We start from the raw sequence: 26,888 nt of genomic DNA, 5'->3' as shown, positions 1-26,888 counted from the left end.
CTCGTAACACAAGAGGTGCCGTGTCCTTTCCATTCCAGCATTCATGCCCCGATGAATGGTCGGCCGGGAACCCGGTGGTCACATTGGACGTTTGATTATGCTGTCTAACATCTTGTCAATGCTCCACCAAATGGCGCCGTTCTTCCACCATTTCGCGCCATTGTGTTGGCGTGAGTTCGCCGGCGTCCAGAACTTGCACACGGTTCCGCGGATCCTGGTTTTGTCCGTCGCTTCGACGCTGGCGTTCCCGCTCATCGTCGTTTGGCGCGCGACCATCGCCATCGCCCCCACCGAACCCGAGGAATTCGACTATGATAATGGAGGGCTGCGAGTCGCCACTCCCCTGCGTCGGCGTCGCGGCTTGCTTCGCTGAAGCTCCAGCTGTGTTCGACGCCTCGGTCAAGCCACCGATATTCGGCGCCTGGACGGTCGGGATGCCTGCCGTTATGCCGCCAACCTTGAAATTATCCGCATTGACCACGCGCAGTGCTGCGACCGAAAGGTTGCCCGCTGAACGCACACCGGCATCACCGGCATCAACCGCGCCGCGTGGCGCGAGCAGATAGACGTCCGGCGCCTTGACACCCACACCGGGTGGTAGTGCGGCGATACCCGCGCCTGATGTGGCGCCTGCCTGATCGAGCTCGGCGAAGGCATTCTTGCCGATCCGCACCACTGCCGGCGGGAAGTTCGGCGTGGTTTTGGCGCCCTGTCCAGCGTTAAGGTCGGCATTTGACGACCACATGGTGATGTCACCACCTTTCACAGTGAACAGACGGCTCTGATTGAGCAGGAAATCGTCGTCGGTGAAGGTGTTGATGGTGCCGCCACGCAAGCTGATTACACCTTCATACCCCGTTGGGATCGCTTCAATGGGCGCGATGTCTCCACCGTTAGGTTGTTGCGGCCTATAGAGGCCGTAGCCCGCGTAGTTGCGCCGAGCGGCCTGTTGCGCCGTGCTGACGACCGAGCCGGCGAGCACGCGGCCGCCGGGTCCAAGGATGTTGATATTGCCGCCATTCATCGTCTCGATGGCCGCCAGACGCAGATCGAGATCGCCGGTATGGGCAATGGAGCTGTCGTTCGCACCGCCTTCCAGGCTGTTGGCCGTGTAGCCGAGCGATGCCGGGAAGAGTGTATTCACAGCGGTATATCCGCGTGAATATTCCAGATAGGATGGACCGTCCTTGACCGCTGGGGCACGCAGTTCATTAAAATAGACGTCGTTGATCAGGAACAGCCGCTGACGCAGGAACGGCAGGGACAAGAACGCCTGATAGGCCTGCTGCTCGTTCACATCGCTCGTCCCGAACTGGGCGTTCAGCACATCCGCCGCGTTCTTCTGCATCCAGACGATCAGCTTCGTCCCATAACCACCCAATGTATTGGCCGCTGTGCCCGGAGCGACATAGGCATCGCGTAGCGCATCGTAATTAGCACCCTTGCCAACCCCAAACAGGACGGTGATGTTTGCGCCCTGCTCTGGCAGATAGGGGTTCCAGTCGTTGCCGACCGTGAGGATGCCTTGGCCGAAACGCAGCGGCGCGCCGTTCGCCGAAATCGTGAGGCCGTTATCATCGAGATTCCAATTCTTGATTACGGCCGAGTTGAGAAACGGCCCCATGTTGCGCCCAGACTCGACCATCAGGTCGCCAGGCCCGCCGAGAATGAAGCTGTTACCCAATAAGACTGGCTGAGTGGGTCCGAGCCGAGTGGTAGGTACGAGCCGAGTCGTACCGACGAGGTCTCTTCTGGCGACGATCCGGGTGAGATCGTTCGCCGCGAGGTTCTGGCCGAAGAACATCATGTTGACGATGTCGCGCCCGGCGCCAATGCGCGCCTGTTTGGGCAGGAAAAGCGTTACGCCGCTCACCGCGGTTCCGATATCACCATCCGCGTAGATGTAGATCGGTGTCGGGTCCTTGGCATGAGTCCCGGCGGCCGTGTGCTGCTTCTCAAGCTCCCCTTCCCGCGTCGTAGAAAACACCGCGGGGAAAGCAAATTGATAATTTGGACCTCCGCCGACCGTACCGCTGGGGCGGGCGTCGGTAATGATGTTGCCACCGAGGGTGAACAGACCGGGCAAGAGGTTAGGGTCGCCGTCGAGCATGGCGATCTTGGCTGGGGCGATATTGCCGCCCGCGAGAATGCTGAGCTGTCCTTGAGGATTGGGCACCATCAGGATCGCAGTTGGTGCATCCAGATTATACTCCGCAAGCGCGGGGTTCGCGGTCTGATAGCCCGGAGGGGCTGCATAGGTGCGCAGATTGGCATCGCCCATGAGCGAAGCAACCGTGAGCGTGCCGGGATAGATGGCATAGGATCCCATGCGGAGATCACCGATAATCTTGGGCGACATCGGTGCGGTATTGGTGATCGTTATCGATCCATTCGCTACCAGGTTCAACGCGCTGCGGTCGGAATAGAACCCATCCAGCTGGCGGATGCCCTGGATAGTGATATCGCCGCCGGCGGCGAGATTGACCGACGCATCATTGATGCGGATTTGCGTTTCGCTGTCCGCCAGGGTTGGCACGCTCACGGTGCGCAAGCTATTGTTCGGATCGCGATACTGGAAAGTGCTGAAGCCCATAAGCAGGGGCAGGCTGCCGATATGGCCACCTGCGGAAAGTTGCGCCATACCGCTCGCCACATCGATCCTGGCCGCGAAGATGTCCGCTCCGGCGCGGATCGCGACGTCGCCGCCGCCCAGTGTCAGCAGCATCTTGGTCGGGGTCGGGTCAGTACCCGCTGGCGCGTCCTTCGGGGTGACAAAAGCCGTCGCGGTGACAAGAGAGGTACCCGAAACTGCCGTGATGTCCGAGACAGTGCCGCCCGCCTCAATCAGGACATTGCCGCCGCCAAGTGCGCCGACGCCCGAGCGAAACAGCTGCGGGTTGATCGATGCAAAGGTAGCATCCTGTTTGACACTGTTAATACGCCACGGCTGATCGTTAGACAGAACGGTGAGTGTCGACCCTGGGACGCTGATCGATCCGACCCATGGCATACTGGAAACCGCAAAACTGCGAAGGTTGCCAAGGGACAAGTCACGGCGCCCCAACACATCCGCGCCCGCCGTTACCTCGACGTCGCCCCCGCCAACGAGCCGCAGCGTATCGGCGATCACAATGCTGACAGCACCTCTATTCGCTGATCCGGTGTTAACGCCATACCTGTAATCCGGCGGGTCGCTGAAGATCGATGATGTCGACGCTTGGGCGGATACGCTCACGCGCGCGCCAGTGACCGGATCGGACAGGATTTCGGAGATCGATTCGGCGGGACGGCCGGCGGTATAGATCGCCGCGCCGCCCAACTGAGTTGCAATACCGCTCAAGACGTTAGTGGAAGGGACCGATGTGGCAGTGCCCTCCTTTGTTATGTACGTGACGCCGCCGCCCGTGAGGTCGACATTGCCGGCGGCAGCCAAGCGAATGCCACCGGTCCCAGTGCGGACCATGGTTTGCGGCAGGAGATTGATGGTGACGTTGCTAGCGCCGCCGTTGCCGAATCCGGCCGGATTCTGCTGCAGGTAACGAGCGAACATCGAAACCGACATCGTCACTTCGCCCCAATTGGCGTTACTCCAGATCTGCACATGCGCGCTCGGATCAGCGGCGAGCGTCGCGTCGACGAAGTTCTGCAGACTGGTCGGCACCGAGTTTGCATAGGGCAATGAGATGGCGGCGTCGTCCGACAGGCCCGGGAACTGGTTTCTTAGGAAATCCTCAAAGCCGGCTTGCCCGGCTGCGAAGGAACCGGCAAGGGAATAGCTGGCGTCATAGACTTCGACCGAGAAGCTACCGCCCACACTGGCGGCGGCCACCGTCATGCTCCGGGGTTGGGCGATGTCGACAATCAGGTTGCCGGCCGTCGCCGACGCGATCCGCAACGGATCGGCGCTGGTCGTGGCGGCCCCCGCCGCCAGCCGATAATCGGAAGATCCAACGATCCGCCCCCCGGACAACAGCGGGAACACCACCGCGCTGGCCAGAGGGTCGCCGACCCCGCCGGCCCCCGTTCCCAATGCCGCGGCGGAGTTGCCACTCGCGCTGAACGGTATCGCGGCCACCAGCCGTCCGCCTGACCCACCGGACTGGGCGGTCATTTCATCAATGAATTGGAAGGCGTAATCAATGCTATTGAGGTGTTGTCCATAAAAATCATCATAGGGACTGAAGGAACTGACGAATGTCGTCCAGTCGACAAGACTGGATCCATCTCCTCCACTGAATATCCCTACCGTCATTAGGGGAAGAACGAAGCTGCTGGCTTTTGCGTTCAGATAAGATTGATAGGTTGCATCGTACTGGTCTCGGAACTGGAAGAAGCCGTCGGTGACGCTGCCCTTCAGATGAAGATCGCCACCGGCGCGAAGCGAGATCAGCGGCGCAGCGCCGGTCGGGCTGCCACCGACGCGATAGGTCATCGTCGTGTGGTTCGCCAATAGCTCCGCTTCCTTGCCCACGATCACATAGTTCTGGCCGCTGATGGGATCGACCTTCATCACCTCGGCCGCTTTGGCGGTATCGACATTGACAGTGCCTGCGCCGAGATTCCAGTTCGAGACCAGCGTGATGTTGCCGTCGTGTTTCAGGTCGACGCCCGGGCGGGCATGGAAGTTCGATTGCGCGGCAAGCCCGCCGAGCTTGGTATCGAGACCGGAGAGGGAGAAGTCCTGCACGAACTGAACGACGGTGCTATCACCCCTGTCGCCGAGGAAGTTCAGCCCGGCGACGGTGGTCAGCGTGCCATCGCTGTTCGCGGTGTCAAGGCCGGGGCGCAAGTCCAGTGCGATGGTGTTGGTGCCAGCGTCGCGGGTGACGCCGGTATAATTTCCACTGGCCGCGACCTGGGCCAGATCCCAGCGCTTGAAGCCTTCGAGGTCGATAGCGCGCGCGCCGATGATGCTGCTTGCCGACACGACCTCGACATTGACCGTCTTATTGTTACCGCCACCGTCCGTGACGACCGGTGCACGGAGGGAAACGATGCCACCCTCATCGCCTTGTACATAGGCGTAGTTGACGGTGCCGTTGCGCATGATCCGCACGAGACGATTGCCCGGACGGCTGACCGAAGCATCGATCACCGCGCCAGACGCGATGGTGATCGTGCCGCTGTCAGCGGTGCTTCCACTGACGCTGCCGTCGGGCTGGATGGTGGCGCGCCCCGGCAGGAAGTCGGTGCCGAGTGTGATGTTGCCCGCCTTGGCCTGTCGGGTGTCGTCGGCGGCATAACCGCTGGCATGCGCATCGAGTCTTGCCGTGCCGAGCAGCGTGACGCCGTTCACGCCGTAGAGTTCGATGTCGCCGCCGTTGGTGCCTGAGGTATCGATGATGCCGCCAATGGTCACGAAGCCGCCATCGGCCGTCAGGTTGACCGAACCCGATTTCAGAATCTGGCCGACGCCGAGCACGATGTCGCCCGTGCGGGTTCGCAGATTGAAGCCGCCAGTGAATCCATTCGCGACGACGCGATCGTTGAGCCCGATGAGGTCGATGGCGCCATTGGTATCGAGGGAGAAGGTGCCGCCCTGGCCGCCTGCGCCGCCCTTCCCACTCAGAATCGCTGTGCCCCAATCGACCGCACCATTGGCGGCCGAGAGCTTGAGATTGCCGCCATCGCCGGCGCCGCTACCGACCGACAGCAGCGCATCGCCGAGCGCAATGCCGCCGGCTCCGAGTGCGACGAGCGACAGCGTGCCGCCGGGTGCAGCCACGGTCTGCGGATCGGCAGCATCGCCGAAGGTCTTCTCGTAACCGGGCGCCTCTATGACGGCGCCGTTCGACAGCGCAAGGTTGCCGCTCGATTTGACGGTGAGCGCGCCGGCCGTGGCGCGCAGATGCGTGCCGGAAATCGACACGCCATTGCCTTCGATGGTCAACGATGAGCCGGGGATTCCCGAAATGTTGGCGAGATCGATCCCGGTAATGCCCGCATTTGTGATTGTCACTGCACCGGTGCTTCGCAGCGCCATTCCGGTCGAAGACTTCGGTGCAACGCCCGCCACCGCCCGATCGCCGATATACCGCGTGACCAGAGCCAGGTTAGCCGAACCGACATCGAAGACGCCGTTCGTCCCGGCCGAGAATATGCCTTTCGTGGCGGTGATGCTGACACCGCCGAAGCCGAAGGTGGCGATCGTGCCGCTGCCCATCGTGAGTTCGTCGGCAACAATCGTAAGTGTGCCGTAGCCGCCGGCCGCGGTGCCGGCCGTGCCGGCATTGCTCAATTGCAATTGGCTAGCCTGGAGACTGACGGTGCCGCCTTCCAACGACAGCAGTGTCGCCGCATCGAAGGTCGTTGCACCGAAGCTGTATGTACCGTTGTCGAAACCGATCCAGCTTTGCGAGCGCAGCGTGAGGTGATCGCCCTGGGACAGGATCGCCTGCAACTGCGGCGTGATCACGACTGTGCCCGCAGAAACGCTACCACTGGTAAAGGCCAGCGCGCCGGCGCCAAAGGCGATCTCCTTGCCGCGCAACAGCGCGCCGCCAGCAACGCTGGCATTGTGCGAGGTGTCGAGACCGATCGCGCTGCCCTGCAGGTTGACATTGCCGACTGTGAGGCTGGCGTCGAGCCCCGCGGGGCTGCCCGGATTCGTGGGCGACGTCGGCGTCCGCAGCCGCTGCACCACACGCTGCGGTCCATTGGCAACGCGGATAAGCGCACCGATCGCGCTCTGAGCCGGCGAAGTGTAACTGGTCTCATTGTTGATAACCGTGGTGCCGAGGCGCCCGTCGATAATGTAAGCACCGCTTCGCTGGTCACTCATCACGCCAGTGGCGATCAGTGTCGCGCCGTCATTCAGCGTGAGTTGCGATGCAACGTTGCCGCTCAGGCCGTCGTCTACGACGAGCAGGATCTCCGGCGCCACCAGCGGATTCGCTGCATCGTTGGCGACGAGGATCGAATTGCTGGTGACGGTAAGGCTGGTGGTGCCGTCGGCGTTATCCTTGCGGATGCCGCCGATCAGCAGGCTCTCTGCGTTGAGCTTGTTCAAGCCGGCCGCTGTCAGTTGAATGACGCCGCCGGCCGGCGCGCCGGCGAGGTTCGAGACGATGTTGATCTTTGTGCCGCTGATATCGACCTGCGCGCCGCGCCCACCGGTCGCGGCCGCCGTGGAGACGGTTGCATCGATCGTCATGGTGCTGAGCGGATTGAGCACCAGACGGCCGGCATCGAGGCCGGTGCGCGGCGCGACGGTACCGTCGCTGTTCGCCTTGGCGATCGCGAAATGGTTGCCCGACGTCAACTCGATATTGGAATAGGAGCGGATGACGTCTTGCGACTGCACGCTGAACAGCCGCATCTGCGATTGTGAAGCGCCCGACAGCGCATCGCCATAGTAACCGGACGCGATCACCGTGCCGTCGGCCTGCCGCACCGACAAGCCTGGAGTGACATTCTTTGCTCCGGTTTGTTCGACCACACGCATGCCGCCCGGGAGCATCGCATATTGTGCCGGCAGCAACGTGTACCAGCCCGCTGCAAGCCCGTTGCCGCCGGAGAGGTAGACGCGCTTGCCGACGCCGTAGGCCGCACTTAGATTTCCATAATTCGCCGAATAGATCGGATCGTAAGCGGCGGCCGGCGCATCGGAGAGGCCTGGCACGATGGCATAGACCTGACGTCCGTCCGGATATTGATAGCCGACTTCATTGATTTTATTTGCGCTGTATTGATCAGCGTTGAACTGGCTCAGTACGTCGCGCGAACCGCCAGTGCCGGGAACAAACTCGTAGGCGTACACATCGCCGCCGCCAGAAAGGTCAATCGTTGCACCGGCCGCAAGCGTGATGCTGCCACCGTTCAGGCTGAGCACCTTGGTGGGAGGCGCGGTCAGAGCATCGTTGCCGGTCGGGGCGAAGTACCACTCCATCGTGTCGGTGGTGGTGCCGTAGGGAATCGAGAGCCCGCCCGCAGAGACGCTGGTAATGCTGCCGTCCGCAAGGACGACGCTTTGTGTCGCCGGCGCATACTTGGTGGTGACGTTATTGGCGGTCGTGGTGTACGCCGCATTGCTGCCAAGCGTCAGCGCGCCGAACGGCACGCGGATGACGCCACCCTGGACGATATGAGCGGCCTGAATGAGCAGATTACCCCCTGCCGAATAAGGCGCCGCAGGCGTCTCGCCGCTGCTGCGACCGGTGGCAATGGTACCGTCTGCCGCCGTCGAAGTGACGGCGAAGCTCGATCCCGTGGTCGGATAGATCTGGCCTGCGATCATTGAAAGATCGCCATTGACCGAGATCATGCCTTTGAGTGTTGGCACTATATCGGTAGCGCCCTGAAACGTGGTCTGCCACGGGACGACGCCGATCAGGCGGATATCGCCGCTGGCATCGAAGATCGCGTGGGATACCGATCGGTCGAACAACGTTGAACCGGCGATGTCGATCTGGCGGCCACGGAAGGTGACCGTGCCGGGGCCAGGCGTGCCCGTCGTGACGGGATTGGCCTGATCGACGGCGTTCTGCAAACCGATATAAGGCGCATCGATCACCAATGTGCCGCCTGTCGAAATGACAGGCGCAAAACTCACTGGGCTCGCCATACCGTCCCATGGCTTGGACTGAAGGACGAACGCCCGATCCAGGGTCAACGTCGCATCGCCCTGCGAGGTGATGTTGCCGGTGGCGATGAACGTGTCGAAGCCTGACCGGGTGATCATATCAGCGGACACGACATTCGCCGTTGCCGCGGCCGGATCATGCTGGGTGAAGATCGGGTTGAGGACTTGCCAAGTGCCGCCCTGCGCCTGAGCGCCGCCGCCGTTCGCGCGTATCACGGCGCCGGTGAATGTGCCGCCCGCACCCGCCAACAGGGCGCCACCGTCGCTCCAGACTGGCGTCGAAACATATCCGCCACGAAGCGAGAGAGTGTTTCTGACGGGAATATCGAAGGCGCCCGACGTGCCGGAGAGATCGATCAGTGCGCCGGAGTTAGCAACAATCGTTCCGCCCATCCGGATCGGCGAAGTAAGAGTGCTTCCAGTCACCTGCGTGGGTAACGCTGCGAGCGTACCACCGCCAACGATCTTGCCGGTCGTGATAGCCCCGCCCCGGCCGACCGCGCGTGGATCGAGGATTACGGCGCCGGAGAGATCGGTCACGCTGCCGGAAGCAAGAACGATGCCCTGGCCCTGATCGAGACGGCCGAGCTTGTAGATCGCACGGCCCTGAACCCCGCCGATGCTATAGAAGTCGCCTGCGAGATCCTGGTTACTGATCGGCGCGCCGCCCGCGGTCCTGTACTTACTCGGTGCATTCGGATCGATCGTTCCGTCCGCGTTGACGCTGAAGACATCTGAAAGAGATCGTATGCCGATCGCATCGTTTGCGCTCTGGATTCCCGACGCATAGTTCCGCGGCAGGATCAGCTCTTGAGTGATCTTGCCGCCGGCGATGCGGATCGTTCCTTCGTTCAGGAGCCCGCCGACGATGAGTGAAGACCCCGCTGCGCCGGTGACGCGGCCGCCGTGTTCGACATGGAGTTCGAGCGTACCGCCAAGCCTCAGATTGACCGCGCGCTGGTCCCAGGCGTCACCCGGAACGACCGGCGAGACCACCTTGTTGACATCGCCACCACTATCCAGTCCGAGAAGAGCTTTATGCTGATCCGTACTGAGAATATTGGGAAGGACCGACTGCACCAGCGCAAGAGTCTGTCCCGTACCAACCGTGATGGTCTGTGTGGCCAACAGCGCATTGTAACCGCCGTAACCATTGGTGAAGGTGCTTGGCGAAAGTTCTGTCTTGTATGAGGTGATGTCGTAATTGGCGAAGCCCGCAGTCGAGAAGAAGTCGAACGGCAGCACCGTCCCGGTCGTAGCGACGCCGTCGCCGAGAGAGAACTCGGGCGTGACAAGCGTAAACGTGCCACCACCGCCGAAGCCATGCGCCTTGATGGAAGCGGGATCGATAACGATGCGGGCGTTGATCCGATCGGGATTGATCGCCACAGAGGTTACGCCGTCATCGTCGATCGAGATGATCCGAAAGCCCGATCTGTCGCCGGTCGGATAATAGTGAGCATCGCTTTTGAGCGTGAGATTCCCGCCCTTTGCACTGAGGTCGAACGCCCCGTCGCGGTCAATTCGGCCGCCGCCTGAGAGATTCAAGCTAGCGTGTTGGCTGACAAGAATGCTCCCGGAGATGTCCTGAGCGGTAACTGTGGGATCCTTGCTCGTGGTCTCGTTGCCGTTGACGTCCAAGTATTTGAGAGTTCCGGAGATAGCCGTCATTGAGATGGTGCCGCCATCGAGCCACGCGTGGCTTTGAATATAGTCTCGCGGGGCCGTGAATTCATTTACCCAGCGGCCGGCAACGGAAAGGCCGCCGTTGATGTTGATGTCAACGGACTCGAGAATGATCTTTCCCGACGGGACGACGATGCCACCATTGATATCGATCCTACCGGCGAGGACATCGAAGATACCGCCAGCGTTGAGCGTGATCGTAGTGTCAGCATCGACGGTAATTTTTCCAATCGCCAGGGAGACCTGGCTCAGACCGGAACTCGAAAGAAGACTATTGGGGAGATAGAGCGTGTTGCGCCGCTCGGTGGGGATGTAAAGGCCTGTTGTTGGACTTGGTGGGGCATAGATTCCGGTGTCGCTCGCAATCTGTCCCCGCGTCCATCCGTCATAGGCACCATCGGGTACTCGCGGCACGGCATTCGTGATGGTGGCGCCGGCAAGTGCGGTGATAATGAGTGCGCCGCCGGCAGGCAGTTCACCATTCGAGCCTTGAACGGCGCGCTGGTCGCCATCGATGGTCGACGTGCCGGTGCCGGTCTGAGAGTCGGTAAGCTGACGGCTGCCCGCATAAGCTTGTGCATAGAGCGTGCCGTCGAGAACCAAAGCCGAGGCGGTCCCTCGAAGGGTTCCCGCGTCACGTCCTTCGGTGTACTCCGGGAAATATTGACCGTTCATCCGCAACTGATTGGTCCACGTTTCGGTGATCCCCCAACTCGCGTGATGGCGCGTAAAGCCGCCATAGATTCCGATATAGACTCCGTTCGGATCGGCATCGCCGATATCAACGATGCGGCCAAACTGGTCGATCAGTTTGGTGATGCGGATCGTGCCGGCCTGATATCTGGCCCATCCGCCGGACATGTCGATCACGGCGCCTTCGCGGACGACGACCGAAGGTGTGTTGAAAGATTGGAATGCGCCCGCCTGGAAATTGCCCGACCTGGGACCGAAGGTGACATTGCCGCCTTTGGTCATCAGCCGATCGGCGTTGACGCCAGCAAGCTGGTAATAGGCCGTGGCGTCGATCAGCGGCGAGCCGATCCAGGCTACGCCGTCGTCGCGCACACCCGAGCGGCGGGGATCGAGATAGATCGTCGCACCATTGAGGAATCCGTCACGATAGAGCGGGCTGTCGCGCAGTTCGTTCTTCTTGGCGGGATCGATGACGATCTGAACCTGGTCTGTCGGCACCAAAACGTCAGTCAGGCCGGCGACATTGATTTCAGCGCCGGAACTGATGAGGATGTTCTGATTGAGGGGTAGATTCGGCGCGCCTTTGAGTTCGCTTGTGCCGAACTGCACGTTCGCCCCCGGCGCGAGCAGAAAGGCGGTCGGCTGCATCTCGATGTTGTTCGCATTTTCCCCGACCTTGATCACCGAAGACTTGAAATTGCCGAGAGTGGTCGGATCCTGCGGAATCGTTTCACCACCCCTGTCAGGGAGGATGCTAAGAAGCGACCCGGCGCCGAGACGCACGTCGGCCCCGTCGATCATGATCGAGCCATTGCGCGACACGCTCGTCGTCGAGGAAAGAATGCCGTCGTTGTAGACGGCCCCTCCGACGGGGAAATAGAAGTCACGACTCGGGCTGACGAGAGTGATGTTCCCCCGGTCGGCCTCGATCAAGCCCGAGCTCCGATTCCAGACATAGTATCCAGCGACACTGCTGCCACGTTCGACTGCAGGTACCAGGCCGCGAATATTGGGATCGGCCGCAGCTTCATAAGAGCCGACAGGCGGCGTCGCATTATCGCCCGCCGCCCCGCTGGACGGCGTGAGGTAAAGCCCGATGCTGGTGGCAGCAAGAATGACCTGCCCGGCCGGCGCCGAAATCGCACCGGCGTTGATCACATGCGGGGCTGTGAGCAGCACGAGGCCACTATCGCCGTTGGTCGCGATGGAGGCGCCCTGGGCAACACTGATCGTTCCAGTATTGGCCGGCGCACCGGAAAGAGCCGAGAAGCGGGCCTTGTACGGCCCATAGCCGCTCGGGGCATCGTATCCCAGCAGCCCGTTTTGCACGAAGTTCTCGTTGCGCCAGCCCATATTTGTCGGAAGCGCCTGCCCGCCGGCGCCTTGGGGAGCGACCGAAGGGCCAACCTCAAGCGTGCTGGCGATCAGGCTGCCAACATTGATCTGTGAGCCGGTGCCGAAGATGATGCCATTCTGGTTGATGACGAGAACAGTGCCGTCGCCCTTGATGGTGCCAAGGATTTTGCTCGGCGCGAGATTCGGATCGAGGACGCGGTTGAGTGCAACCCAATCGCGATGGCCCTTCTGATCGTAACGAAGATCCGTGTTCTCGCTGACGTTATAGGTTTCCCAAGTGAGGATAGCATTCCTCTGCGTTTGCTCGATGTTGACCTTGGTGCGGTCGCCTTCGGTTGCCTCAGTCGGGTTGTTGGCGCCGATCCAGACCGCGTTGGGTCCAGTCGCCCGTTGCAGCCCGCCGGGACCCAAACCATTCGGAATCCCACTCGGCATGGCACGGAGCGCGGCCCCTGCGGCGTCGCGCGCCGCTGCTTGCGCCGCCTGCTGCGCCTGGATCGCGAGCGTTGCGCGCTTCAACGAAGCTGCAGCCTGGCTTGCCGCGCGCGCCGCCGCCTCGGCCGCCACCTGAGCCGCAGCAGCGGCGGCCGCCGATGGCGTCGGCTGCGGAGCGCCCAGCGGACGCGCAACGGCCAGCGGACCGGCCATGAACAACGCCGCGACGCTGACGCTCGCGAACAATGCGGTACGGCGGGCATATCCGGTGGTCGAATGGGGACGGATGGCGGCAGGACGGCGGAACATCAGCGCGCTCTTTCGGCAACGGGCTTCACATGAAGGACCGTGGACACGATCCTCTCATTGTGCTGATCCGTCTTGGGTGCCCGCGACCGAACTAAAATTTCTCAGGATTTCACGAAATATTAGCGACATCCCACGCAGGGCCTAGCCCAGTAGCGTGATTCCGCCCGGCAAGCTCCTGGTCCGAACGCCGAAAACTTGCGCAATCTGGTCTACGACGCGGTCGATATTCTCAATCTTGAACCGCGCATTGAAGCGCTCGCGACCAAGCGCCGCATTCGTCAAGATGACTTTTCCATGACGATAGCGATTGATTTCCGCGATCACCTCCGAAATCGGAGTGCCGTCGAAGATGACGACGCCATCTTTCCAGGATGTCACAACTCTCGGATCGATTGTTGTGGATTCGCCGATACCGCTGGCGGAGTAGATCACTTGCCTGCCGGCGGATAGGGTTACCGCTTTCACCGGCGTCGCAACCTCAACGACGCCGTCCAGACAGGTGACGCAAACTGGCTGGCCAACATAGCGTACGTTGAAGCGTGCACCTGACGCAACAACGCGACCGTCTGCCGCCAATACCGTAACAGATGACTTTGGCGCGAAGACCAAGGCTTCCCCAGCAATCAATTCAAATCGATCCGAGTTTCCGGACGAGGATCGAAGTGCAATGCTTGTTTGCGTATTCATCTCGACAGAAACGCTGCCAGCCAACGTGATCCCGCGCTGTTCGCCAGTGTGCGTTCGATAGTCGGCTGAGAATTCGGACAAGGATGGCCAGAGCTCAAGCGGTGGGCGAAGTGCCAGAAACGCGGCCCCGGCGGCCGATGCCGCGATCGCGCCGCTCAGAAATGCGCGGCGTCCGAAGCGCTGCGAGGCCGCGGCCGAACGCGCGGCCGGCGGGAATGCCAAAACGTTCTCCGACAACACTTTTCGCCGCGCAGGATCCAACGCTTTCCAGACCTTGCTCGCCTGGTCGAAGGCTTCGGCGTGCGCCGGACTACGGGCAGACCATTCTTTCAATGCTTTGATATCTGCCGGGCTCGCCTGACCCGAGACGAACCGCACCACCCACGCATAGGCTTCATGCTCCAACAGCGTTGGGTTGACGGGAACATTGTCGTGATCCGCGATCATCACGGGCTAGCCCTTCATCACGAGTCGGTCTTCTTAGATGATCCTTTTGAGACGCCAGGACCGAAACGTTGGACAATATTTCTTCCGAGACGGCGGCCGCAATGGATCAAGGCAAGCTTCAATTCCTTCTCAATCATCCGCTGTGAGAGGCCGTAGCGAGTGGCGATTTCGCTCAAAGGTACACCTTCGACACGCGACGCCAGCAATATCTCCCGACGCCGCGGGGTTAGCTCCGCAAGCGCCTCGTCGAGTGCTCTCAATTCCGATCTTGCCTCGGCTACTCGCGCCGGATCTGGCGCCTCATCGACCAGATCGAGAGCCGCGCGGGCCTCGTCAAGCGTTACCGCTTCGCGCTCAACTGCTCTGCGCTTCAGCGATAGATGGTATGCAATCCTCAACAGATACGGTCGGGGACGTTCTACCGCACCAATTTGCGATGTTTCTTCCAGGCGTATCCACGTTTCCTGAAGGGCGTCACTCGCCTGATCGACTGATCCGAGACGGCGTGACAGTCGGGTCTTGATCTCGTCATAGTCGATGAGAAAGCGATGACGCAGAATGTTGCGACCAGAGTCACTCATCGCGCGACACCTCGATGGAAGCACTTCGTACAGCCCGACTCCATCCCACACCGGGCCAACACCGAGCCATGCTATCGGCCTCCACGCGCCGCATTGACCGGCCCACATGTCCGCGATGCTTTGAACGACGGGAAAATGACGACATTAACGGGTTGCGGCATGCCTGGCGGGGGAATGGCGAACGCTAAGCCACGGATAGCCGCAGCGTAGGATTGGTCCCGCGCAGCTTTTCCGTCGTCATCGATCACCTCGGCTCTTGTCACCAGGCCCGATGACGAAAGCCACAACTGCAATAGAATCTCTTTGTCAGCTGCACCAGGGGCATTCCGGCAGAGCGCATCACTGATACCGGTTTGAACAACCGCGAAATAGGGTTGTAGTCTTTTCCGGGCCTCGGCGGCGGCCGGCACTTCGCGCGGCGCCGGCATGATCGTGAACGCGCCAACGCCGGTGGATCTGGCGGTATAACCCGTGCCGCGCAGGAGTATTTGCAGCGCGGTGGAAGGCATCAGAACTCCCGCGACCGCGGTCGAGTGCCGGTTATCAGCCAGCGCCGCTTTGTAAAAGATCTCAAGTCCTGTCGCTGCGGCGTAATCGACAAGAGCGCGCGAGAGCGGCTGAGCCGGTATATTGAATTGGATTTTCGTCTCTGATGTTGCCGACTGTGCACTAGCTTTCGACCACCAGCCTGCTGCGATCATTGCAGCGACTGCGGCGCCCAAGATAAGGACCCGCATCCAACTCACGTGCCGAGACATAACACTTAGAAGAGCGCTTCCGTCTTCTCGCCCCTACGATTCGTTACGCTCTGGGCATCCCACTCTGGAGTGGCAGGTCGCAGACGAATTAGCGTCCGACGATCTGCCTCAGAACCGCACAAATACTGCGCCGCTTTGGTCCACTGCCGACAGTCTTCAACTACAATATTCATAAATACGGTATTCATCCAATGTTACAAGTTGACGACATCCATGACCCGGTACGCGCAGCGGCCGAACAGGGTCGGTGAACGTCCACAACGACCGAGTCCGCCCACGGTCCTCCGAATGCTGATCGATCAGGTGGTGCACGGCGCGGACGAATTCGCGATCGCGCTGCACGGCCACCTGGCCGCGAGCTAGGCGAGAAGAACCCCGACTTCCCATGGAGATCGGTGCTCTGAATGGGGTGCTGGTTGCGGCATGTCTCGACGGGAACGAGGCGTACTGAAGCATTGGGAGCTTCATGGGCTGATGCGTTCGGGGTAGCTCGGAAGCTGGTCTATCGAGCTGCTATGTACATCTCTTGCCATTCATCGACTGCCGATGGACGCTCGCCTTTCGGCGGCGAGACTTGACAACTGATCATCCGTCAGGGGCCCCACTCCGAGCACTTGATACGGACTGTTTACATTGTAAGTCCGCTGATCTTGGATTCTGCGGCGACGGTTGTCTTGGCTTTCACTTGGCATATCTCCACTTTCCCCGCCGAAGCCGAGGAATTCGACGATGATGATCGAGGGTTGTTCTGCGGCCCCGGCCTGGACCGGTTTCGCTACCTGCTGAGCGGCGCCGGCAGTGTTCGACGCCTCGGTGAGGCCGCCGATGTTCGGAGCCTGAATTGTGGGCACGCCTGTCGTATTGCCCTGCGCCTGGATGTTGGCGGCGTTGAGGATCTGCAGCGCCGCCAGGTTGACGTCGCCCGAGGAGCGGATGCCCGCCTCGCCCGCATCGATCGTGCCGAGCGGCGCGATCAAATCGATATCGCCCGCGGCGACACCCGGGATGGGGTTGAGGGTCGCGATACCCGCGCCGGAAGACGGCACATTCGGTGACAGCGCGACATTGCCATACGCGTCATAGACCCGTCGCGGCGGTGTATAGACAATCGTCGTCTTGGCGCCGCGGCCGGCGTTGATGTCGCCTTCCGCCGACCACGCCTGGATGTCGCCGCCGAACGTGGTCATGATCCGTGATAGACCGAGCAGGATCGAGCCTTTCGAATACATCTGGATGTCGCCGAAGCCTTGGGTGAGCAGGCCGGCCGGCACTGTCGGAGGCCCGTAACCGAGATCGCCCGCCGGTGTCACGCCAGAGATACCGACCGTGATCTGACCATTGGGCACGAGCGCCTGGATCGAGCCTCCACTAACAGTGCGGATGCCGCCGTTGTTGGCGGTTCCTTGGAACAGCACGAGGTCACCGTGGCGCTCGATGCGGTTGCCTGCCGCATCGGTCTCGGGCAACAGCGCCGCGATGACGCTGCGTCCGCGCAGATAGCTGTTGAAGCGCGGGCTGTCCGCGTCGTTGTATTCACGGCCCGAGGCCCGCAACTCCGCGTAATAGACTTGGCGCAGGAATATCCGCTGCTGCTCCGGCGACAGCGCCACGAAATAGGCGAGCGCCGCCTCGTCACCACCGTTGAAGCCGTAGCGGTCGGCGAGCCATTGCACGAGCTCTTTCTCGTAGGTCTTTGCGACCTTGCCAGGCTGTTCGGCAAGCGGTCTTTGCGGATCCGCGAGATTGGCGCGATCGAGATATAGGTTGGCAAAGTCGCTCCAAGCCACGCTGCCGATGCCGGGCACGCCAGCACCCATGCCGGCCATCACCGCAATATCCGCGCCCTGTCTCAAATCGCCGACGACGAGCGGGCCAAGACTGGTCAGGCCGCCCTTGTCGGCCTGATAGACGTTGCGGCCCGCCGTCACCTCCAGCGTGCCCGGTCCGGCAATTTCGACATTGGCGTAGATGATGTCGCGGCCGGCCGACACCCTCGACACATCCGTCGTGCGGTTGTTGAGGATGAAGGCATTGAGACCGACGATATCGCGGCCGGCCAGCAACCATGCCTGCTTGCCAGCGATGCCGGTGTAGGTCCAGGTCCTGGTCGAGGTGTTCAGCGTTCTGTTGCCGAGCTGAACATTGAGAATATCGCCATTGACGGCATAGAGGCGGATCGGCTCAGGATCGTCGATATGCAAGTTGCCCGTCAGATCACCGGCGCCCAGCGTCCAGTACTGGAGACCCGTGACCTGCAAGTTCCCGTGACCGTTGATCGAGTCCCAGGCCAGAAGCTCCAGCTGTCCGCGAGGCGATGGCGCCATCACACCCGCGCCGCTCAATAGAATGTCGCCTCCTGCAGCGATGGTCGAAAGCGAAGACACGACTGGAGATACCACGGAAGTAGTAGCACCTATCCCGACGTCGCCACCGGCCGAGAACAGGACAGCGCGCGTCGCGTCAGTGCTCAGCCCACTCTCTCCCGAAACGCTCGCCACCACCAGCTCGGAGCGGCTGTAGGCGGTCAGCAGGCCATCGCCAATGGTCAAGCTGCTCGATCCGGAGAAGAGCGACCCATAGGATGTTGTGAGATCGGGTGCGCGCGGGTCGCCGGCCTGCCGTTTGCCGAACTGCGAAGCCACAACGGTGCCGACCGATGCGGCGCGCAAATCGAGATCGCCGCGCAGTTCGACCAGCGTCGCGCTCGATATGCGGCCGGCGACGTCGATCGTCAGATCGCCGCCGCCTCCGACCGCCTGCGCCTGTCCGCTGCTGCCGATGGCCGCCGTCAGGCCCTGTGTGTCCGCGCCGGACTTCACGACGACATTGCCGCCGCCGAGCGAACCGACGCTGGCGAACCCGCGCAGCACGGTCTGATTGCCGGACATATCGTAGGCGCCGAAGTTGATGCCCCAGTTGTCTCCATCCTTCAACAGCCAGTTGGCGGACATGGACGACACAGTTGGTGAGTTCGTGGGGCCGTTGATAGGTGCGCTGTAGCCCTGCAGGTTGCCTTGTGCCGCCAGCAGCACGTCGCCACCACCCTCGGTGAAATAGAAGCGGTCGGAATGCAGCGCCGCCGCGAACGGGTCGTCGCCTGCCACCGCGTTACGCGCGACGCTGCCGGTCTGCGTCCCGGCGGTATAGACGCCGAACAGCGACTTCTGCTGATAGTCGCCGCCCGCCAGCAAATCCAGGTAGCCGGTGCCGGTGCGCAGCACGCTCATCGCCTGCTGCACCTGCGCGGTACCACCGAAGTGGTAGTGAGGGTCGTTCAACACCAGGTCGCCCGCCCGGGAAGCGCTCACGCTGCGGGTGTCGGCCGCGCCGAGATCCGCACCTGCCACGTAGCGCATGGATCAGGATTGCATCCCGCGGTCCAGCATCGGGGCAATGGCGTAGAGTTGGCCCTGTGTGCCGTCGCTGCCCGTCGAGCGGAGCTTGGGGCCGACCAGGTTCTGCAGGGTCGCGCCTCTCGGCAAGGTCATTCCAACCTCGACAAAAGCGGGCGCCCAAAGCGAAAGGTTGCCGGTGAAATAATCGCCCAGTACCGTGTCACCGGGAATGGTCGTCCCCGCGGCAGTGCGCACGGTTACCCCCGTGGGAAGCGTGAGACCCGCTTAGACGCGCATGTTCAACACCAGCCGCGAACCTGCGGGAACGGGTTGGCCCGCCTCGAAGGCGACTGTGCCATCGGCATTGAGAATGCGGGCCGAAGGAACCCAGCCGGCAGGGAGGACGGTCACTCCCCCCGTCGTGAATGCGAACGGGACCTGCACACCGGGTTTGAGGGCGGCAGCCGCGATGGTGATCGGGAAGGGCAGCTTCATACCCGCCGTCGTGGTCGGAAACGCGGAGCCGCTTGCCAGCACCATTGGCGCTGAAACGATTGTATCAGCGGCGAGGGTCTCGCTGATCCTCGGAATGGTGACGCCGGTCGGCACGACGGTGCCGGCCTTCACGGTGATCGATTCGCGTAGGGGAATCTGCGCTGAGTCGATTACGTCCAGCGGGGTTCCAGCCGGCCAGGTCATAGCAGCAATGTTGAGGGTCGTCGGCATCACATTGCCCCGCCCGATCCTGCTGCCCGCCGGGATCACCGTGCTGGCGTCCAGCGTGGTGCCGGCCCTCAGCACCGTCCCATCGGGCCGGGTGATGTCACCCTTGAGAACGAAGCCGGCGGGAAGGCTGAGCTGCCCGCTCAGCGTGACGTCGACGGGGACGACGGCATTCGGCTTGAGCACGGTGGAGCGCAGCGGGATATCGAATTCGAGCACCAGCCCCGCCGTGTTGGGGAAGGTCGTAACGGCGGTGTTCGCTCCCGAAGCAGCACCTGGCAACACGATGTCCGCAGGCAGCGTGATATCGCTGGCCAGCGCGATACCGTTCGGCAGGATCCAGCCGTTGTCGTCCGGCGTCGCCAGCGGTCGCCCGAAGCCGTCGGTGATGCTGCCGTTGACTTTGAAATCGCCAGCGGCGCGCACCCACACCACGCCCGCCTCGCCGGAGCCGCGCAGGCCGGGATTGGCCTTTGGGCCGTAACGGTAGCCGGAGAAGTCGAGATCGCCCTTGGTTGCAAGATCGCCTTCGCTATGGATCTCGACGCCCGGCCGCAGGTGGAAGGCCTCCCCGTATGCACTCAATCCGGCCAACCTGCTCTGCAAGGCACCGTTAACCGACGCTGCATTGATAAAGGCGGTGCTGTCGCCGTGGATGCCATCGAGCAGACCCTGATCGATGAACCCGCCGTCGGGCAACTCGTAACGGCGGAAGCCGTTGACCGCGATGCTGGCCGCACCGCGGATGTTGAGCGGACCTGCGGCATCGATGGCAATATCGTTGGCGCCGGCGCCCGCCCCATCTGCGCCGCCTAGTCGACGCGCGTTGATTTCGATGTGCCCGCGCGCGACGCCGTCTGGCGTCGTGAGATCAATTGTAGTGCCTGTCTCGAGCCGGACGCGGCCGTCCGTAGAGGTCAGCTCCACATGACCGCGGTTCGCGGACTCGATCGCTTGGCCGTTGCCGTCCTTTTGCAGTTGAGTGCCATGCGCATCGAGCACGGCCGCGGACGCGAGCGTGAGGTTGTCGCGGGCAGCCAGGCGGATCGTGCCGGGGCTCGCGTCGCTGGCGTCGATCCTGCCGTTGACGGTCAGGCTGCCGCCGTCGGCCGACAGGCTCACATAGTGCGCGCACACCTCGTCGCCGACCACCAGATTACCCGTCTTGACGGCGATGCTGCGCGACCGGAAGAATGCGCCGGCATTGAGGAGCCGGTTCAAACCTGCAAAATCGGCCAGCGTCCGCGTACGAACATCGAACGCGCCATCGTCGAAGCCTTCGGCGCCATCGCCGCGCAAAGTGCCGCTGAACATGACGTCGCCATTGATGCCCACCGTCTCGACCGTGATCGAGCCGGCGTCGCTGTGCCCGGCCGACACATCGATCACCGAGCCTGAAGCCTGCACGATCCGGCCATCGGCGCTGCGCATGTCTACGTCCCCGCCCCAGCTATGCTTGGTGACGTCGAAGAACGCGATCGAGCGGCCGGAGAGATCGATCTGGGCGCGATCGCTGAGCATGATGTCGCCGTCAGCCTTGAGCACCAGCCGTCCGCTCGGTAAGGCGATGGCGGTGTCGAGCGAGACCGTGCCGCCGTTGAAACGCAACTCACCACCCAACTCGCGGATACCCGCGGTGTCGGCCGGACCGGTTTGAGGCGCCGACGCCGTGATGGCACCACCCGCAGTGTAGGCCATATAGCCACCGCCCTGCGCGGTGATGAGCGGCGTCATCAGATTGAGATCGCCGCCCGCATAGCTCTCCGTGCCGAGGTCGTAGCTACGGTAGACTGAGAGTGTGCCGCGATTGTTGGCGGTAATGCGCTCGGACGCGATGAGGTCAACCGTGGAGAAGCCCAGAGCCAGGCGGTCGAGCGCAGTCTCGTTTTGGTATTGGTCGCCGGAGCCGTAGCCGAAGACGATCTCGCGCGCATCGATACGCAGCTTGCCGGAGCCGGTACCCGGCCGCTGGGCGGATGGCGTCAGCGGGCCGTAGGGGCTGGCCAGAACGCCATTGCGGGCCAGCGAACCGTTCCAGATCAGAAAATCGGTGCGCAGCAAGGCTGTGTCGCCGTTCGTTCCCCAGCCGTAAATACCCGGCGTGTTGAGCATCAAGGTGCGGCCATTCGCACCGGCACCGCCGCGCATGTCGAGCGTCACGTCGCCGAAGAAATTGAGCGAGGACGTGGCGGCCAGCGACAACCGCTCGACGCCCGGCAATGTCGGATCGCCGGGAGCGAGCAGACGATCCAGCAATGATTGAGTCAGCGTCCAGCCCGAGCCGAGGGCGCCGGCCGCCCTCGCCGCATCCAGCGACGCTTCGGTGCCGACATTGATCTCCGGCAGGCTCAGCGACAGGTAGCGGGCATTGAGCGCCACATCCGTGCCGAGGTTCACCCCCTGGCTTGCCGTGAAGTCGATGGTGCCCAGCGTGCGCAGCACGGCGCCGTCCTCGATGGTGATCGTGCCGGTCGGACCAATCGCGGGCGCCAGGAAATTAAGCTCGCCGTTGGCGACGGTGACCATCGCCCTGGCCCCGGCGATCGGAACGCCGGTATTGGGATTGAGGTTGGCCCAATTGGCGAAGAGATAGCCGGCCGTCGAATCGAACACCTTGGCCCGGTTGTGGGTGGTATCGAGAACCGCGCCGTTCTCGATCTTGATCTCATTGGCTGCGATTAGAAAGATCTGCCCCGCCCGCAGGGTAGCGCCGCTGCGCACAAAGACATTGGTGTTCGGCGCAAAGCCGTTGAAAGCGACGCGCGGTCCTTCAAGACCATTGGAGTTGATGTCCTCGTAATAGGAGTAATAGCCCCCGACCAGCAGCGACCCGGCGTTGAAGCGTGACAGATCCTCGGCGACGAGCGACGCCATGCCTTCGCTCGCCGCCGCATCCGACGGCCTGATTTCGATCGTACCGTCGGGGGAATTGAAGGTCATGTTCGTTGACAATCGCGCGACCAGGGTGCCGGCATAGCCATCCCCGGCCGGCGCGAAGTTGGCATCGCCGTTGAACGACAATACGTCGCCGGCGCCCATCTTGAAATCCAGCGTCAGAACCTGGGCGTCGGCTGGCAGGCGCGGACGCAGCAGGCCGAAGAGCGCGGCGTTGGCTCTCGCAAAGTCGCTATAGCTTGTTTCGTTGTACTGCGAATAGGTGCGCACGGTGTTGGCCGGCGTCAGCACGAGCTGATTTGGCAGCGCTGCGCGGATGTTTGTGTTGGCAAATCCGAGCGTGCCGGTGGACGCGTACGAGCCGTTTCCGAGAGCGACGGGGCCGCCTGCAATCGTCGTGGTCCCGCCCAGTTCTACACGGTAGGCGCCGGGAAGAAGCGCATAGGTCGACGGCAGCAGCGTGTAAGTGCCAGCGGGCAAGCCGCCGACCGAATGGCTCAACGTGATCTGCTGACCGACCATCGGATCGCCCGCACCATGGTCAGGCGATAGTGGGGCGTAACTAGCAGCATAGCCTGGAACCAGTGCATAGACGCGGTTCGATGCGTTGCTGTAGGTATTGGCCGGATTGGCATTGATGAGCGGCGTGTGCAGCACGTCCACCGAGCCGCCGCGGCCGGTGATGAAACCGGCTCCGGTCAGCTCGCCACCGCCGGACAGATCGAGCAGCGAGCCGGGCTCGGCGACGACGCGCTCGGCTTTGAGGGTTACGCCGCTGGTCCGTATCGTGGTGGCGAGATCGGCGAAGGCGACTTTCGCACCAGCATAATTGTAGACCTGCCCATCCACCGTGCCGCCATAAGGCATGACCAAGCCAGCCGCGCTTGTCGAGGTGACACTGCCTTCACGGAGCGTGATGGTGACCGGGGGCAGAACGATGTTGTTCGGGACGGACGGGAAATAACCCGGCACACCGGCTGCGACTGGAGCCTGGTCACCTAGAAAAATGCTGCCCAGCGGCGCGCGCAGAATGCCGCCCTGATCGATGGTTGCGGCCACCAGTCCCAGAGTGCCGAAGAGCGATTGCGGCAGCGCCGGCGTGCTGCCGTTGCCGCGCACGGTGATGACGCCGTTCGCGCTGAGATATGGTGCCGCCAAGCCGGCGCCGACGACCGCTGTTGCACCGGTCAACGGATAAATTTGTGCGGCCTCGAGAGTGATATGGTTGCCGCCGCTGGCGAGGAAGCCGGTGCCGAAGCGGATGTCGCCGCGACTAACGAGATCGATGGCGCCGAAGCCGGCGGCCTCGAAGGGAGTGGGGAGGCCAGTCGCGCCGGTTTGGTAGGACGCTCTCCCGCCGGACCAGACCCTGTTGCGGACATCGATCAGGTCGGCTTCGACGCGCAGGCGCCCATGGTTGGTCGTCGACGGCGTAAACAGGGAAAGGGCCAACCCTGGATAGATCGAGCCCTCGGGCTGGTAGATATCGACCGCGCCGTCCAGCAGCACATGCGGCGCCGACAGCGTAACGTGCGTGTCCGCGGTCGCGGCCGACAGTACGCCGCGATGAAGGGCAAGGCTGCGCCCCAGCGATAGGTTCACCGCGCCATCGAAGCTGAGCACGTCGCGGCTCCACAGCGCGAGGTCGTCGAAGCCGCCCGCGGCCACCTGCTCGGCGCTGATGTGGCCGGTGCTGTAGGGGATCGCCGGATCGGGCTCACCCGCCACGAGGTCCGAGGGCAGTCCACTTCCCGCGCGTTGCTGAGTGATTGTGAGCACATGCGGCGGCCTGAGGGCAGCGGTGATGGACTTTTCCAGCGCCAACGTCAGGCGTCCGCCCGCGGCGCCCGCACCGCCCGCCGCGGCACGCAATTCACCATCGAGATACACGCCAGTCATCGAGCCGATGGTAATGGAGCCGCCGTTGCTGGCGACCGTGATTGGAGTTCCGGCGTAAGCGAAGTTCGAACGCGACGGCAGATCGATGACAGCGCTCGCGCCGGAGGCGTCAAGGATCGCGCCGGGTCTGAGCACCACCATCGATTGGGTCGCGGGCAGCACGCCATTTCCATCCGGCGTCAACGATTCCAATCCAATGCTGATTGATCCGCCGTCCTGGACGATGCCGTAGCGACGCCCTCCCGCATCCACTGCCGTGTACGCCTCGCCGGAGACGTCGAGACGCGCATGCTCGCCGATCCAGGTCGACTGGCCGGGCACGCTTGTCTGAATCGTCTGGACGATGGCGCTTAGATCGCTGCCGATGACGATGTGGCCGCCCGGCGTGCGGATCGTCCCGTCGATGGTGGTCTGGCCATGCGACTGGATTTCAATCGTGCGGCCCGGATCGACCTCGATCGTCCTGCCCGCCGCCAGCACGAAGCTGCCGATGCCGGTCAGCGCAATGTCCGCGCCCGCACGCTGGGTCAACATGCCGGCTGTTGGATTCTCCAGATACCTGGATGGCAGCCAGAGTTCGGCAACGTTGGAGATCTCACTGTCAGTCGCCGCTGCAAGGCCAGCCGACGTTGCACGATAGCCCGGCACGACCGCCTCGATGTTGCCATCAACGCGCATATCGCGATTTGTCGACACGACATAATGGGAGAAGCCTGTCGAGAACAGCTCTGCCGACAATGCGACCAGGCTGTCGCTTGAAGCGGCTTCGCCGGCAATCGAAACGTCGCGCGCGCCGGCCTGCACCGTCAGCGTGCCGCCCCCTTCAAAGCCGTAAGCACGAACGTCGCCGCCAAAAGAGAGGGCTCCACTTGTGGACGCGATGTTAGGGACCGAATAGCCGGCAACGAGCGCGACATCGCCGCCTCTGCCGCCCTTAAGGAACGGGCTCAGGCCGACGATGGCCCCGCCAGATGCGTCAATCAGCGAGCCAGACTCAAGCGTCACATCGCCAGTCGACTGGAGGCGTACCGAGCCGCCCTTGACGAACGCGGCCTGCAAATAGTCCGCCGGATCGAGCAGCGCGTTCACCCTGCGCCCGCTTACATCGAGCACGGCACCGGCTCCGAGGCTGATTGAGGCAATGCCTTCGTGCTCCAGTACTCGCGTCGTCTGCGCGGCGAGTATGTTGCTGGCCAGAATTTGACCACCACGCACTGTCATGTTTGCATTGATCTCGACAATGGGCGCGATGAGATCGATGAGGCCACCATTGGCAAGAGCCAAATCACTCTCGACTGTGATTGTATCCCGCGTGGCGAGCGTCAGCCCGCCAAGTCCCTGGTCGGTGAGATGCTGGCCACTGAGCCACACGGTATTCCTGGCGCGGTCGAACGCATCTCCCGGGCTCATCGCGGCCGTTATATTGGCGACATCGCCGATCCGCACGTCGCTCGTATAGGCATCTGTGAGCCCCAGGGCGGTATACTGCCCGAGCGCCAGCGTGCCGGCTTGCGCCACCACGTTGTGCCCGATCTTGTAGCCATCGACAACTCCATCCGGCCGGGCGCTGTTCTGCCGTTCGCCCTCCACGACATCGGCCAGGATATCGCCTTCGAAGACAGCAGTCGGCGTCGACAGGATCAGTTTGCCGGCATCGCGGCCGACCGTGTAGCCCTCCTCCCAGCGCACGCTCTCGCGGCCCCGCCCGAACGGGCTGGTCCAGACCTCGGTGACGTTCCAGCGCTCGTGCGGGCGGATGAAGCCCTGGCCGAGACCATAGAAGGTCATGTCGGCACGGGCGTCGTTGATGTTGTAGAGCCGGCCGTCGGCCCCAAGGAAGTTCGTGGTGCGGATATAGCCGGCCTCGTAATGGACCGAGCCGCCCGAAATGTCGAACACCGATCCGGCCTGCGCGATCACCTCCGGCGCCGCCAGCGTGATGGTGCCGGCGACCGCGCTCCATTCGCCGATCGTGTGCGCCGTGTTGGCGAGATAGCCGCCGACCTCGAGCAGGCCACCCGGCGTGTAGTAGCGATCGCCCGCATAGCCGCCGGTACCATCAGGCACATAGACCAGGTCGCGGATATCGACCCAGACGTCGGCGTTCTTCAGCGCATTGCTGTCGCGGTTGACCGGCGAGTCGCGGAGCTCGTTGCCCTGGATGTTGACCATGATGTTGTTGGCCGACATCGCCAGCGACACGTCGCGCACGCCGGAGACGTCGATGGTGGCGCCGCTCTCGGTGAAGATGCGGCCACCGGCGGAGACCGCCACCTGCCCGCCCTGCGCCATGGTCAGCGATCCGGCTTGTTGCGACGCGCCGCCCTTGAAGATCACGTTGCCGCCGGTGACGATCTCGATGCGCGACTGATCGAGGCGGTCGGCGAGCAAAGAAAGATTGTCGAACGGGCCGGTCGCCTGCTGGCTGCGCTGCTGGTTGGCGGTGGCCGACGCCGCGATCAGCCCGTCGCGTTGGCTGTTGAGCGCGGTCTCCTCGCTCTCG

At 62.7% G+C, this 26,888-nt stretch carries 6 protein-coding genes and 1 pseudogene; all 7 read right to left on the bottom strand.

What is annotated here, in order from left to right:
• Window positions 1–115: 115 nt before the first annotated feature.
• On the bottom strand, window positions 116–13,060 hold the full coding sequence (locus J6497_RS20980) for a filamentous hemagglutinin family protein (protein ID WP_225706180.1): 12,945 nt from the start codon (window positions 13,058–13,060) through the stop codon (window positions 116–118).
• Window positions 13,061–13,201: 141 nt separating this feature from the next.
• Window positions 13,202–14,194, bottom strand: a complete 993-nt coding sequence (locus tag J6497_RS20975; protein ID WP_225706179.1) for a FecR family protein — start codon at window positions 14,192–14,194, stop codon at window positions 13,202–13,204.
• Between the two features lie 17 nt (window positions 14,195–14,211).
• Window positions 14,212–14,775, bottom strand: a complete 564-nt coding sequence (locus J6497_RS20970; protein ID WP_225706178.1) for an RNA polymerase sigma factor — start codon at window positions 14,773–14,775, stop codon at window positions 14,212–14,214.
• A gap of 71 nt (window positions 14,776–14,846) precedes the next feature.
• On the bottom strand, window positions 14,847–15,476 hold the full coding sequence (locus tag J6497_RS20965) for an energy transducer TonB (RefSeq protein ID WP_225706177.1): 630 nt from the start codon (window positions 15,474–15,476) through the stop codon (window positions 14,847–14,849).
• Between the two features lie 590 nt (window positions 15,477–16,066).
• Window positions 16,067–18,889: a filamentous hemagglutinin family protein gene (locus tag J6497_RS20960; protein ID WP_225706176.1), complete on the bottom strand. Its 2,823-nt coding sequence runs from the start codon at window positions 18,887–18,889 to the stop codon at window positions 16,067–16,069.
• A 3-nt stretch (window positions 18,890–18,892) separates the two neighbouring features.
• A complete protein-coding gene (locus tag J6497_RS41265) occupies window positions 18,893–19,021 on the bottom strand; it encodes a hypothetical protein (protein WP_283844671.1) in 129 nt (42 codons plus the stop codon).
• A gap of 132 nt (window positions 19,022–19,153) precedes the next feature.
• Window positions 19,154–26,888, bottom strand: a pseudogene (locus J6497_RS20955) (filamentous hemagglutinin family protein); the annotation flags it as partial.

Source organism: Bradyrhizobium cenepequi, assembly GCF_020329485.1.
Lineage (GTDB): Bacteria > Pseudomonadota > Alphaproteobacteria > Rhizobiales > Xanthobacteraceae > Bradyrhizobium > Bradyrhizobium cenepequi.
Note: the sequence above shows the minus strand (reverse complement) of the source record. Positions and strands in the feature narration are given on the sequence as shown.

What these genes read in the sequence shown, in the direction of transcription:
- J6497_RS20965 (WP_225706177.1), bottom strand. Translation starts at nt 15,476, where the DNA reads ATGATCGCAGCAGGCTGGTGGTCGAAAGCTAGTGCACAGTCGGCAACA.
- J6497_RS20960 (WP_225706176.1), bottom strand. Translation starts at nt 18,889, where the DNA reads ATGCGCTACGTGGCAGGTGCGGATCTCGGCGCGGCCGACACCCGCAGC.
- J6497_RS20970 (WP_225706178.1), bottom strand. Translation starts at nt 14,775, where the DNA reads ATGAGTGACTCTGGTCGCAACATTCTGCGTCATCGCTTTCTCATCGAC.
- J6497_RS20975 (WP_225706179.1), bottom strand. Translation starts at nt 14,194, where the DNA reads ATGATCGCGGATCACGACAATGTTCCCGTCAACCCAACGCTGTTGGAG.
- J6497_RS20980 (WP_225706180.1), bottom strand. Translation starts at nt 13,060, where the DNA reads ATGTTCCGCCGTCCTGCCGCCATCCGTCCCCATTCGACCACCGGATAT.
- J6497_RS41265 (WP_283844671.1), bottom strand. Translation starts at nt 19,021, where the DNA reads ATGACCTTGCCGAGAGGCGCGACCCTGCAGAACCTGGTCGGCCCCAAG.